This window comes from Turicibacter sp. HGF1, assembly GCF_000191865.1.
Lineage (GTDB): Bacteria > Bacillota_I > Bacilli_A > MOL361 > Turicibacteraceae > Turicibacter > Turicibacter sanguinis.
This window is the reverse complement of record NZ_AEXQ01000056.1, coordinates 1-13,224: the sequence shown is the minus strand read 5'-3', so window position 1 is coordinate 13,224 and position 13,224 is coordinate 1. Positions and strand designations below refer to the sequence as shown.

Genomic DNA, 13,224 nt, shown 5'->3' with positions numbered 1-13,224 from the left:
CTCAAAAAGAAGCTGAAAATAAAGGAAATCTAAAAGAGAATCAATCAGAGAATATTGCTGAAAAAGGTTCTAAAATTCAAGAAGACTAAGAATTTATCATTTTATTATATATAACCGACACTAAGAGGATGCCTCATTGAATTGGCATTCCTTTTTTTAGTGCTAGAATTCTGAGTAGGAGACTTTCAAACTTGAAACCAATTTATTTTTTTACGAAAAGGTTAGAGCTTGAGTTTCGATAACGGATGATCGGAGTCAATTCGATACACAGAGATGAAGAACAGGACTTGCAACATAGGTGTTCTTTGCATATAGTATCATAGAACTATAGATTAGCTGAGGTGTTAGTATGAAAGAACAGAAAGTACACACATCCTCTTCACAACAAAAAATTATCCAGTCTTCGATTCATCACACATACCAATTAAAGTTAGGGGAAACTGAACAACAAAATAAAACGTATTTTGCAAGACTAAGAGGCTATCGCGATCGTAAATAAGGCAGTAGCCTTTTTTTCTTTTCAACAGATATAAGATTTAAAAATTAGAAAATTAGACAATTATCTAATTAATAAAATAATAAAAAAAAGAGAAGAACTGATTCAAATAAACACTCAAAAAAGTCAGCCAAACGGGAAAAATAAGGATTTTTGATTGACATGATAATTGCTAATTCAACATAAAATTTAATATAGAAAGGGGGGAGTCTAATGCTAGATCATCATTTATGGGATATTTATACGTATTGTATCATGGATGACTTGATCAGATGCCTAATTTTATATGAGAGACATGAGATTGCGACGGAACGGTTAGAATATAAATTTGTCATCTTCACTCCTAATATCTATAATTTTCTAAAAGACACGAATTGGTTAAAGCAGCTTGGAAAAGTCTTTCATGCGGAATGTGAATATAAATTAAATGGGGACCACCCTATTTTACATTACTGTGCTGTTTATGAAATGGGATGGTCCGTCCAATTTTTGTTCATCTCAGATGATTTAAGTTTCAATTATTTAAAAGAAAAACGCATGAGGTTATTGATTGATAAGGATCATCAATTCAAAAAAGAGCAAATAAAATTAGAAGGAATAAAGTATGGAAAATGGTATGAATTACCTGATCAAATGGAGTTTATTCAGATTATTGAGAAGTTTTATATCTTTTTATTAAAATCAGTTCGACTCATGAAGAATCATAATATGATTGAAATCTTAAAGATTGAGTCGGAAATATTAGAACCCATTGTGATTAGCTTGACACAATGGTTAAGCTATTGTGATGAGTTATTTACATTTGAGGAAGTAAATAACATTAAAAATTTAGTAACTGACGCAAAAAAAAACTTACCTTCTATGAGAGAAAAAAATGATTATAACCGTCTGAATACTTATTTAAATGTCGGTGAAAACTTAATTAATAATTATTCAGATATCATGGATTATGAAATGAATAATGCAAAGATCATCTATTTAAAAGAGACTCTTTTGACACAGTTACAGCATTTTTTAAATCATCAACAAACGGATAAAGGTAACTTAATTTGTCTATACTAATAAAACAGGATTTGACTTTTAAATTAATCGTGAACTTCCATTTATCTCTAGACTAATTTATGGTAAAATTAAGAGATAAGTTGTCGTAAGGAGAGTGATAGGCGTGAACTTAAATTTAAATATGATTAAAAGCATGGCTGCAAATCCAGCCGTTTTTTCACGTGCACAATCCTTTTATAACTTTGGAGCAACGATTAAATACTACATTATTTATGATAAGGTAGATGATTATCAAGTTTTTGCTGAAGTTATAGAAGATCCAGATTTATTTCATGTCCATTTGAATATTAATGAGCAGGGGAAAGTCACCCATCATATGTGTGACTGCGGAGGGTTTCATACAAAGTTTGGTTCATGTAAGCATGTAATTGCTCTTTTATTGCGTTTATATGACGATCAAATTAAAAATAGATTAGTGATTCATTCAGGGTTAAGCGAGGATGATGATCTCATTTCTAAAGTTTTAGATACATATGAAACAAATTTGACAAGTGAACTGAATTATGAAATGTATCCTCAACAAGTCACGATGTATCCTAAACTAGTGATTAATAGTCGTAATCAACCTTCTTTAGAAGTTAGTATGGGGATTACGAGACCGTATGTCATCAGAGATTTATATCGATTTGTTATTGACTTAGAATGTGAATGTATTATCTCTTATGGAAAAGAGTTAGAGTTTAAACATACGATGAATCATTTTGATGAACGGTCACGTCCCTTAGTGAAATTTATTTGGGATCGTGTTGTAGAAGATCGCGTCTATTTGAAACAATTTGGTTTATCACCAGGACAAGCACGTCAATTGTTTTTAACGCCGTCTAGTTTGGATACGTTTTATGACTTAAACTTACGTAAAACAATTGCTTGTAGTATTGAGTATTATAATTGTGAAACGATTACCCTTCATTCGAAAGAACCAGAAATTGAATTCCAAATTGAAGAAGAAGACAGTACTTATTATTTAAGACATAATTTAGGTCAATATCTAATCATTCGAGGACAAAATTATACCTATTTACTCCAAGAGCGAGAAATGTATCGCTGTCATGAAGAGTTTGTTCAAAATATTATTCCTTTACTTGAAAAAATGTCAGAAGCAACTTCATTTGGACTTAAAATTTCCAATGAAACGATGGGGAAATTTTTATCACTGGTTTTACCTAAAATTAAGCCTTACATTCGTGATACTGCACTTGAAGAACTCTATCAAAAATTTAAAGTCTATCCTCTAACCTTTGGTTTTTATTTAGATTCAGAGTTTAAAGGAAATATTGGATTACGTGTTCAGTATCGCTATGGCGATATTCATATCGATGCCAACCAACCGAATACGGAGGAAAGTAAGCAAATTCTTCGTGATGTTGTCAAAGAAGCCAAGGTGTTGGCAATGCTTGAAACGTTCCATTTTGAAAAAATACCTGGGGGAACCTATTTATTAAAAGATGAAGAAGCCACGTATACGTTTTTAACAGAAGGGATTAATGAACTTAGACAAATAGGGGAGGTCTATGCTTCAGAAACATTTAAAGGGATTAAAATTAAAGAACCCAAATCTTTATCTGTTGGAATCCGTTTGCAAAGTGAGTGGTTAAATGTTCATTTTGAAGATTTAGAATTTGACGCATCGGAATACAAAAAAATATTAGCGGCTTATCGCTTAAATAAAAAATATTTCCGACTAAAAGACGGATCATTTATTAACTTACAAAATGATTACGTTGAAACGTTGGCTTCCTTTGTCGACGATTTAAACTTAAAAGATAACGAATTTGGACAGGCAGAAGTGATGATCCCAAAATATCGTGCGCTTTATTTAGATCAACTCATTCAACATCACGAAACTTTGCATGCCGTGAGGGATGCTTCCTTTAAATCGATGGTCCGTGAATTTAAATTAGTCGAAGATGCCGATTTTATCGTGCCTGAACCTTTGCAAAAAACACTTCGTCGTTATCAAAAAACAGGGTTTAGATGGATTAAAACCTTAGCTAAATATCAAATGGGCGGAATTTTAGCCGATGATATGGGACTTGGAAAAACCTTGCAAATTATTTCAGTTCTTTTATCTGAACAATCAGAAAGTACAAAACCCTCACTCATTGTGGCACCTAGTTCATTAATCTATAACTGGAAAAGCGAAATTGAGAAATTTGCGCCAAGTTTAAACGTATTAATTGTGACAGGAGAACCAACTGTCAGACAAGATTTAATTAATACCTCAACAGATTATGATGTTGTTATTACCTCTTACGACTTAATTCGCCGAGATATTGAAGTGTATGAAACACAACAATATCGCTTCTGTATTTTAGATGAGGCTCATTTTATTAAAAATCATACGACTCAAAATGCTAAGTCAGTGAAACGAATTCGAAGTGAAGTCCGTTTTGCCTTAACTGGTACGCCAATCGAGAATTCATTAGCAGACTTATGGTCAATTTTTGACTTCATTCTTCCGGGATACTTTGGATCTTATTCACAGTTTAAGAAAAAATATGAAGCCCCAATCGTAAAACATCATCACTTACATTTATTAACTCGCATTCACCAACAAGTGGCTCCTTTTATCCTTCGTCGCTTGAAAAAAGATGTCTTAAAAGAATTACCAGATAAAATCGAAACAAACGTGTATTGTGAAATGGGAAAAACGCAGCGTGACTTGTACTATGCGATGCTATCTCAAATGAAACAAGAAATGCATCATGAAATTGAAGAAGTTGGGGTAGAACGTAGTCGAATTAAAATTTTAGCCTTATTAATGCGCTTACGCCAACTTTGCTGTCATCCGTCACTTTATCTTGAAAATTATCGTGGTGAAAGTGCGAAACTAAATTTATGTATGCAGTTAGTTCAAGATTGTATTGCATCAGGTCATAAGGTTTTAATTTTCTCGCAATTTACCTCGATGTTAGAGATTTTAGGGCGTGAGCTTAAAGCTAAAGAAATTAAATTTTTAACCTTAACAGGCGCAACCAAAACAAGTGATCGTTTAGCTTTAACGGAGCAATTTAATCAAGACGATACGAAAGTCTTCTTAATTTCATTAAAAGCAGGTGGAACAGGACTTAATTTAACAGGGGCAGATGTTGTGATTCACTATGACCCATGGTGGAACATGAGTGCTCAAAATCAGGCAACTGACCGAGCTCACCGTTTAGGACAAGATAAAACAGTTCAAGTCTTTAAATTAATGGTTAAAAATACAATTGAAGAACGAATTCAAGTGTTACAGGAACAAAAACGTGATTTAACCGAAGCCATTGTCAAAGAAGGGGAAACGTTTATTAGTAAACTTTCAACAGAAGAATTAAGTGCTTTATTTGAAGAACACCATGATTTTTAATTGACAAGATGAATGGTAAAGTCATACAATAAAAATATATAATAAACCTTTGATTGAGAAATAGTAGTTCGTCATCTGATTTTACAGAGAGTCGATGGTTGGTGGAAATCGATAAATCAAGCGAATGAATGGGCTCATGAGTGGAACCTGAATGTGAAAGTAGGGAACTCGGATTCTTCCGTTATCAAGACTAAAGTGGATAAATTAAGTTTATCTATTGAGGTGGCACCGCGGTAATATATCGTCCTCTATCTATGTGTACATAGGTAGAGGACTTTTTTTTGTTCTCTACCATTAATAAGGAGTGAAAATTATGTCAAGAATTTTATCAGCAATTCAACCATCTGGAACTTTAACAATCGGAAACTATTTAGGGGCATTAAAAAACTTTGTTAAATTACAAGATGAACATGAGTGTTTTTTCTTTATCGTGGATCAACATGCGATTACTGTCCCTCAAGATCGCTTAGAATTACGTAAGAAGATTAAAGAATTAACGGCCTTATATTTAGCGTGTGGCCTAGACCCAGAAAAAGCAACAATTTTTGTGCAATCTGAAGTTCCAGCCCATACACAACTAGCATGGATGTTAACCTGTAATACGTCAATGGGTGAACTTGAACGTATGACACAATTTAAAGATAAATCGCAAAAACAAAGTGCAAAAGGACAAGGAATTGGTGTTGGCTTATTTATGTATCCTGTTTTAATGGCAGCTGATATTTTATTATATGATGTAGATTTTGTCCCTGTTGGAGATGATCAAAAACAACATTTAGAATTAACCAGAGATCTTGCAGAACGTTTTAATAATCGATTTGGAGAAACGTTTAAAATTCCTGAGCCTTTAATCGCTAAAACAGGTGCTCGTATTATGTCTTTACAAGAGCCAACCAAAAAAATGAGTAAATCAGATGATAACGCCCGTAACTTTATCTTAATGACAGATGAACCAAATGTTATTCGTAAAAAAATCAAATCAGCGATGACAGATTCAGATGGTATCATTGCCTTTGATCGCGAGAACAAACCAGGCATTTCAAACTTATTAGAAATTTATTCAACCATTACAGGAGAAAGTATTGACTCATTAGTCGCTCGCTATGATGGAGCAGGTTATGGAACATTTAAATCTGATTTAGCAGAGGTCGTAGTTGCAGAACTTGAACCCATTCAACAACGTATGAAAGAATTATTAAATTCTCCAATCATTGATGAAGTATTGGATCGTGGAGCCGAAAGAGCAAACCAATTAGCGTTTAAAAAAGTGAAAAAAGCAGAACATAAAATGGGATTAGGTCGTAAAAAATAATCTTTTCTAAACGAATGATAGGCGAGATGCACCGTAAATGTTCGATTTTAAATCGGATATTTACGGTGCTTTTTTCATGACTTCACATTAAACATCAAGAACCTTAACAGCTACTTCTCTTGTAAAGTAATATGGAGTTACATATGATGATAAATTGACAATAAATAGAAATAATGACAAAAATATAATCATGAAATTAAATAAAAATTGGCTGCTAGGCATTCAAAAATGAATCCCTAGCAACCAATCGGCAACTTCATATTTAGTTACAGCTTTTAGGGCCTACCATTTTTGATGGGGCTTGGATTGATGAATGGGATGAAACTTCAAGATATCACTTTTTTTGATAAATCAAAGAAAATAAGTAGCAAATTTTATCGAAACATTGAATAATTCTCGAATCTTGAGGTCTTTTAAGAGATGAGATGGCCATCAAACGTTGACATTTAAAAGGCATTTACTCTACAATGAAATTAATGACCTCAAAAAGAGGATAAATTTAACAATGTTAAGGGGATTTCAATGGGGAAGATTTTAATATTCATGTTTGAAGGAATGGCAGATTATGAAGTAACCTTTATCAGTCATCTTCTGCACGCTGATGCAGGAAAAGAAATCATGACAATTGCGTATACCGACGATGCAGTTGAGGGACAATCAGGCCTTCATTATCAGCCACAATATACAGTCAAAGAAGTTTTAAAAGAAGACGTCGAAGGATTAATTTTATGTGGGGGATGGAATAACGATATTCGCTTAGAATTAGTCGAACTGATTCAACGTATTCATAAAGAACGGAAGCTATTAGCTGGAATTTGTAGCGCTGGAACGGTTATGCTTGCAAAAGCAGGGGTTTTAGATTACATGACTTATACCACGCCAATCAGTAAATGGAGTGCAGAAGAAGCCCTTTTTTATAATATGGACGATCCTTTTCCGCGTGAAAACTATGTTTCAAAACGCTTAGTACGTGATCGTCATGTCATTACAGCCCAAGGAATTGCATTTGTGGACTTTGCATTAGAAATATGCGCTTGGTTTAAATTGTTTCAGTCACAGCAAGAAAAGCATGAATTTTCAAAACTTGTCAAAGGTCATTAGTCTGATGCATCCCTGTATTTAATGATGATTTAATCTGCGACTCATCGTAGCCGATTTTACATGCTTTTATCTTGCCCAGATATCTTTTTTTAGATAACTGCATTTATAAGCTTCTCCAAATAAAAATACATCATAAAAAGGTTGTAACAGCACAACCTTTTTATTTTGAACATAAAAAAAACTGCCGTCAAAAGGCAGGAACATAGGAATTTAAGGATAGCGATTTAATTTGATATATTCGCCATTAATCATGATTTCTTCTTCTTTATGAAACAATTGAATTGCTTTTTCACATGAAAGATAATAGTTTCCATTTAATGAACAAATTTTAAATCTATCAGAACCTAAGTGATTTTCCAACAGATTATCAAGAGACTTCATTTCATTTAAGAACGGTAAAGAAGCGTCATTTGATTTATGATATAAAGTTTGAAAGCTAAAATTTGAATCGTTGTTTAAAGTTGAAATCATCATTTCTGTTTCAACAAGGATTGAAATATCTGATTTCATATCATGATCATGGTCAACGATTGTTGTTTGGTCATAAGCCGAAGCATCGACTGGTTTAGAACATCCAATCAATAAAACGCTAGAGGCAAATGCCGCAAATAACATTTGTTGTAATCTCATATAACTCCTCCATTGTTCAACTTTTTAGCGAACGTTATCTAATTTAACATATGATTTTTACATTGTAAACAGAAAAACTATAGTTTTTTTACATTTTTCGCACAAAAAAGTCTATTTCCAATCAGAATTCATGATGTATTCCCTTACATTTTAAAAAGAGAAGTCTAGATTTGTCCTGTTTTAATTTATCGATGAGAGGCTCTTCCCTTTGCGATAAAACGTGTTAAAATAGGCCTAAACACCTATATTTGGTAATTATTGTTAAGGGGGGGGGAGCGCCTTGATTGAATATAATAAGCGTTCAAATTTAATGGAGGCCATTGAGTTTAATTATGTCTTAAACGATATAAAAGATGCCAATTTGTATCGAGATATTTATCCTTATTCAGAAATCCCTAAAGTGACGTTTAATCATACCCGCGTACCAATCCATATGCCAGATGAAATCTTTATAACGGATACATCATTTCGAGATGGACAGCAATCAAGAGCACCGTATACCGCTGATCAAATTACAACGTTATATCAAATGCTTCATCGACTAGGTGGGCCACAGGGAAAAGTACGTCAAAGTGAATTCTTTTTATATTCCAAAAAGGATCGTGAAGCCGTTTATCGTTGTTTAGAGCTCGATTATGAATTTCCAGAAGTCACGTCTTGGATTCGAGCGAATAAAGACGACTTTAAGCTCGTTAGAGAAATAGGACTAAAAGAAACTGGAATATTACTCTCTTGTTCTGATTATCATATTTTTAAAAAATTAAACATGACACGAAAGCAGGCCTTTGATCACTACTTAGGAATTGTTAAACAAGCTTTAGACGTAGGAATTATACCTCGTTGTCATTTCGAAGATATTACACGAGCTGATTTTTATGGTTTTGTTGTTCCTTTAGCAATGGCTTTAAGACAATTAAGTGAAGAAAGTCAAACACCAATCAAAATAAGAGCTTGTGACACCATGGGGTATGGTGTGACCTATCCAGGAGCAGCACTTCCACGTTCTGTTCAAGGAATTATCTTTGGATTAAACCACCATGCACATTTTCCAAGCGAATGGATTGAGTGGCATGGACATAATGATTTTTACAAAGCGGTGAATAATTCATCAAATGCCTGGCTGTACGGTGCATCAGGAGTTAACTGTACAATGCTTGGAATTGGAGAACGAACGGGTAACACGCCACTTGAAGCAATGGTTTTTGAATATGCTTCCTTACGTGGCACACTAGATGGGATGGATCCGACCGTCATCAGTGAGATTGCCTCTTATTACGAACATGAAATTGGACTGAAGATTAGTCCAAGCACCCCTTTTGTCGGAAAAAATTTCAATGTAACACGAGCAGGTATTCATGCAGATGGTTTACTAAAAGATGAAGAGATTTATAACATTTTTGACACCAACAAGTTTTTAAATCGACCACCACTCGTTGCCATTTCTGCTCATTCTGGATTAGCAGGCATTGCTCATTGGATTAACACTTATTATCAATTAACGAAAGAACAGCAAGTTAATAAAAGTTCAAAAATCGTAACGCAATTAAAAGAATATGTGGATCATGAGTTTGAACAGGGGCGAATCGGAATCATATCTGATCAAGAACTCGATGATTACATCCATTTTTTAAAAAATGAAGTGGGGGAATATTTATGGGATTAACCATGAGCCAAAAAATCATTCATAACCATTTAGTATCAGGTAAATTGAAAAAAGAAGAAGAAATCGGCATTCAGATTGATCAAACGTTAACACAAGACTCAACTGGAACCATGACTTATTTACAATTAGAAGCCATGAACATCGATGAAGTCAAAACAAAGCGTTCAGTCGCTTATGTCGATCATAATTTATTACAAGTTGGATTTGAAAATGCAGACGATCACAAATATTTGCAAACCGTAACAAATCGATATGGCATTTACTTTTCAAAACCCGGAAATGGAATTTGTCATCAAGTACATCTTGAACGATTTTCAGTTCCAGGTCAAACTTTAATTGGAAGTGATTCTCATACACCAACATGTGGAGCCGTTGGGATGTTAGCCATTGGAGCGGGAGGATTAGATGTTGCAAAAGCAATGGCAGGTGTTCCTTATTATTTTAAAATGCCAAAGATGGTTAATATTAAGTTAAGTGGAACCTTACAGCCAGGATGCAGTGCTAAGGATATCATACTAGAAGTTTTACGTCGACTGACAGTTAAAGGTGGCGTTGGGAAAATCCTTGAATACACGGGAAGTGGCGTTTGTAACTTAAGTATTCCCGAGCGTGGAACCATTACCAATATGGGAGCAGAACTTGGAGCTACAACCTCAATTTTTCCAAGTGATGCAACAACGAAAGAATTTTTAAAAGCGCAAAATCGCCTTGAAGATTATCATGAATTATCACCAGACGAGGATGCTCATTATGATGAAGTGTATGAGATTAACTTAGATGAACTCAAACCGCTTATTGCCTGTCCTCATTCTCCAGATGCTGTTCGCACGGTTGAAGAAGTGGGGACTATCAAAGTAGATCAAGTAGCAATTGGAAGTTGTACAAATGGTTCCTATCAAGATCTCATGAAAGTCGCGACCATCTTAAAAGGAAAGACGGTTCATCCTGATGTCAGTTTAGTCATTTCACCGGGGTCAAAACAAGTATTGACGATGCTTGCTAAAAATGGAGCACTAGCTGATATCCTTGCAAGTGGGGCTAGATTATTAGAGTCTGGATGTGGACCGTGTATTGGAATGGGACAATCACCGGCAACAAATGCAATCAGTTTAAGAACGTTTAACCGTAATTTTTATGGACGTTGTGGCACCTTATCTGCTAATGTCTACCTTTGTTCACCTGAAACAGCTGCCTATTCTGCTCTTGCCGGAGTCCTAATCAATCCAATGAATGAAAAACTAGGTATTTCACAGCCTGATTCTTTTGAAATCAATGATTTATCTATTATTTCACCTAACAAACAAGGAGACATCAAAAGAGGACCGAATATTAAACCATTTCCTTTGAATGAACCTTTATCTGCTTATCTAACTAAAAAAGTTTTAATTAAAGTAGGGGATCATATCACAACCGATCATATTATGCCCTCAAATGCTAAACTGCTACCGTATCGGTCAAACATTCCCTATTTAAGTCAGTACTGCTTTCAAACCGTTGATGAAACCTTTGCAACCCGAGCAATGAGTGAAAAAGGTGGATTTATTATCGCGGGGCTTAATTATGGACAAGGCTCATCAAGAGAGCATGCTGCGCTCGTTCCCTTGTATTTAGGCATCAAAGGGGTTATTGCGAAATCATTTGCCCGAATTCATCGATCAAATCTTATTAATTCGGGAATTTTGCCCCTTGAGTTTGTTGAAGATAAAGATTATGATCAGATGAATCAAAATGACGTTTTAGAATTAAAAGATTTAACTCATCTGGTGACACAGGCACAACCATTGGTGATGGTTTATAATGTCACGCAAAACCGCTATATTAAAACAAGACTCTTATTATCAAAGAGAGAACGTAAAATGATTCTTGCGGGTGGAGCCATTAATTTGATTAAGCAAGAAAGGGGAGAGTAAAATGAGAGTCGTCACGTTAATTCCTGGTGATGGAATTGGACCTGAAATTAGTGAGGCAGTTGTTAAAATTTTTGAAGCTGCTAAAGTGCCAATTGAATGGGAGATTGTTCAAGCTGGAGCTCATGTGATGGAAGTTGAAAAAACACCATTACCACGTGCTGTCATTGATTCCATTGAAAAAAATAAGGTGGCGTTAAAAGGTCCGATTACAACTCCAATTGGATTTGGATTTCGCAGTGTCAATGTTACACTTCGGCAAACGTTCAATTTATATGCCAACATTCGTCCAATTAAATCCATCAAAGGCATTACTTCACGGTATGAAAATATTGATTTAGTAGTTGTGCGAGAAAACACCGAAGATTTATATGCTGGCATTGAACATCAAATCGGCGATGTGGCAGCTGAAAGCATTAAGATTGTCACGAAAAAGGCTAATGAACGAATTGCAAAAGTAGCCTTTGATTTAGCGATTAAACAACATCGCAAGCTGGTGACAGCTGTTCATAAAGCAAACATTATGAAATTAAGTGATGGATTATTTTTAGACTGTGTTCGAAAGATTAAAGCGGACTATCCATCAATTGATTATCATGAACAAATTGTGGATGCAATGTGTATGAACTTAGTGATGAATCCTCAAAAATCGGATGTCTTAGTAATGGGAAATTTATATGGCGATATTTTATCAGATTTATGTGCCGGCTTGGTTGGCGGACTTGGATTAGTACCGGGAGCTAATTTAGGAGATGAAGTAGCCATTTTTGAAGCTGTTCATGGAAGTGCACCAGATATTGCAGGACAAAATATAGCAAACCCAACGGCTCTTTTACAATCTAGTATTTTGATGTTACGCCATTTGAATTTAAGTTCTTATGCCAATCAGATTGAAAAAGCAATGATGGCAGTTTATGAGGACGGTCTATATTTAACAAAAGACGTAGGTGGAGAAGCAACACTTTCTTCCTTTACTGAACAGATTATTGAAAAAATAATCAAATAATTATTGTATTTTTTGACATTTCGTGTCCTTTCTGTGTTATTATAGATGAAATAAATAACAAAATATGTTATAATTTCTAATAAATTGCATAAATGGGTATTTATGTATTATTTAGAATAGGGCATTGGAGGCACACATAATGAAACAAGAGGATCAAATAAAGGAAGTCAAATGGGAGAATGATGAAACTTTAATTTGGAGAAATCCAGCAGAGGAAACGTATTATCTACGTAAACGTTGGGAACTTCGTAAGTTAGACCGTTTTTTAGATTTAGGATGTGCAACGGGGCGTCACGCCTTATTCTTTGCAGAAGATGGCTACACAGTGACGGCATATCAATCTAAAAATGATAGTTTGAGTGAATTATTAGAAAAAGTAAATGAGTTAGGTTTAGAAATGAAGTACGTTCATGGTCCATTAACGTCTCTTTCTTTATCAGATGAAAGTTTTGATTGTGTTTTAGCATACGATTGCTTACATGAATTAAATCAGGATGAAATGATTCAAGTCTTTAAGGAAGTATATCGTATTTTGAAAGTAGGAGGCGAATGTTACATGACATTGCCAAATACCTTCCTTTCAAAAAAGCTGATTCAAAATTTTAGTGTGATCTCGTATAAGAAGGTGACAACTTTCACGCAAAATAACGGATCTGAATGTTACCATTTACTCTTAAAAAAATAAAAAGTGGTTCTATAAT

The 13,224-nt window shown here is 34.5% G+C and carries 10 protein-coding genes and 1 other annotated feature; of the genes, 9 read left to right on the top strand and 1 reads right to left on the bottom strand.

Annotation, left to right across the window (positions count from 1 at the left end):
• Nucleotides 1–349: 349 nt before the first annotated feature.
• The 5 genes from HMPREF9402_RS14505 to HMPREF9402_RS05125 all read left to right on the top strand — a co-directional run bounded on the left by HMPREF9402_RS14505 (nucleotide 350) and on the right by HMPREF9402_RS05125 (nucleotide 7,317).
• Nucleotides 350–499: a hypothetical protein gene (locus HMPREF9402_RS14505; RefSeq protein WP_009606727.1), complete on the top strand. Its 150-nt coding sequence runs from the start codon at nucleotides 350–352 to the stop codon at nucleotides 497–499.
• 210 nt (nucleotides 500–709) lie between these two features.
• Nucleotides 710–1,558, top strand: a complete 849-nt coding sequence (locus tag HMPREF9402_RS05140) for an aminoglycoside 6-adenylyltransferase (protein ID WP_009606728.1) — start codon at nucleotides 710–712, stop codon at nucleotides 1,556–1,558.
• 103 nt (nucleotides 1,559–1,661) lie between these two features.
• Nucleotides 1,662–4,904, top strand: coding sequence for a DEAD/DEAH box helicase (locus tag HMPREF9402_RS05135; RefSeq protein ID WP_009606731.1), 3,243 nt, complete (start codon nucleotides 1,662–1,664; stop codon nucleotides 4,902–4,904).
• A gap of 40 nt (nucleotides 4,905–4,944) precedes the next feature.
• Nucleotides 4,945–5,156: a binding site (T-box leader), on the top strand.
• 61 nt (nucleotides 5,157–5,217) lie between these two features.
• Nucleotides 5,218–6,216 (top strand): tryptophan--tRNA ligase, encoded by a 999-nt coding sequence (trpS, locus tag HMPREF9402_RS05130; RefSeq protein WP_006784859.1) that lies wholly within the window; start codon nucleotides 5,218–5,220, stop codon nucleotides 6,214–6,216.
• 522 nt (nucleotides 6,217–6,738) lie between these two features.
• Nucleotides 6,739–7,317 (top strand): DJ-1/PfpI family protein, encoded by a 579-nt coding sequence (locus HMPREF9402_RS05125; RefSeq protein WP_006784860.1) that lies wholly within the window; start codon nucleotides 6,739–6,741, stop codon nucleotides 7,315–7,317.
• Nucleotides 7,318–7,527: 210 nt separating this feature from the next.
• Here HMPREF9402_RS05125 and HMPREF9402_RS05120 read toward each other — a convergent pair whose 3' ends face one another.
• Nucleotides 7,528–7,947, bottom strand: coding sequence for a hypothetical protein (locus HMPREF9402_RS05120; RefSeq protein WP_009606733.1), 420 nt, complete (start codon nucleotides 7,945–7,947; stop codon nucleotides 7,528–7,530).
• Between the two features lie 280 nt (nucleotides 7,948–8,227).
• Here HMPREF9402_RS05120 and HMPREF9402_RS05115 point away from each other — a divergent pair, with 280 nt between their 5' ends.
• From HMPREF9402_RS05115 to HMPREF9402_RS05100, 4 genes are all read left to right on the top strand, one after another.
• Nucleotides 8,228–9,610: a 2-isopropylmalate synthase gene (locus HMPREF9402_RS05115; RefSeq protein WP_009606726.1), complete on the top strand. Its 1,383-nt coding sequence runs from the start codon at nucleotides 8,228–8,230 to the stop codon at nucleotides 9,608–9,610.
• Entirely contained in the window at nucleotides 9,601–11,520 is a 1,920-nt protein-coding gene (locus HMPREF9402_RS05110; RefSeq protein WP_006784863.1) for an aconitate hydratase, read from the top strand. Before HMPREF9402_RS05115 ends, HMPREF9402_RS05110 begins: the two co-directional genes overlap by 10 nt.
• Before the next feature lies 1 nt (nucleotide 11,521).
• Nucleotides 11,522–12,523 carry an isocitrate dehydrogenase (NAD(+)) gene (locus HMPREF9402_RS05105; RefSeq protein WP_009606730.1) on the top strand — a complete coding sequence of 334 codons (1,002 nt, stop codon included), beginning with the start codon at nucleotides 11,522–11,524 and terminating at the stop codon, nucleotides 12,521–12,523.
• Nucleotides 12,524–12,662: 139 nt separating this feature from the next.
• Nucleotides 12,663–13,208 carry a class I SAM-dependent methyltransferase gene (locus HMPREF9402_RS05100; protein ID WP_009606732.1) on the top strand — a complete coding sequence of 182 codons (546 nt, stop codon included), beginning with the start codon at nucleotides 12,663–12,665 and terminating at the stop codon, nucleotides 13,206–13,208.
• Nucleotides 13,209–13,224 lie beyond the last annotated feature (16 nt).

Excerpts from the sequence above, each read along its gene's own strand:
- HMPREF9402_RS05105 (WP_009606730.1), top strand. The coding sequence starts at position 11,522 with ATGAGAGTCGTCACGTTAATTCCTGGTGATGGAATTGGACCTGAAATT.
- HMPREF9402_RS05125 (WP_006784860.1), top strand. The coding sequence starts at position 6,739 with ATGGGGAAGATTTTAATATTCATGTTTGAAGGAATGGCAGATTATGAA.
- HMPREF9402_RS05100 (WP_009606732.1), top strand. The coding sequence starts at position 12,663 with ATGAAACAAGAGGATCAAATAAAGGAAGTCAAATGGGAGAATGATGAA.
- HMPREF9402_RS05110 (WP_006784863.1), top strand. The coding sequence starts at position 9,601 with ATGGGATTAACCATGAGCCAAAAAATCATTCATAACCATTTAGTATCA.
- HMPREF9402_RS05140 (WP_009606728.1), top strand. The coding sequence starts at position 710 with ATGCTAGATCATCATTTATGGGATATTTATACGTATTGTATCATGGAT.
- trpS (WP_006784859.1), top strand. The coding sequence starts at position 5,218 with ATGTCAAGAATTTTATCAGCAATTCAACCATCTGGAACTTTAACAATC.
- HMPREF9402_RS05120 (WP_009606733.1), bottom strand. The coding sequence starts at position 7,947 with ATGAGATTACAACAAATGTTATTTGCGGCATTTGCCTCTAGCGTTTTA.
- HMPREF9402_RS14505 (WP_009606727.1), top strand. The coding sequence starts at position 350 with ATGAAAGAACAGAAAGTACACACATCCTCTTCACAACAAAAAATTATC.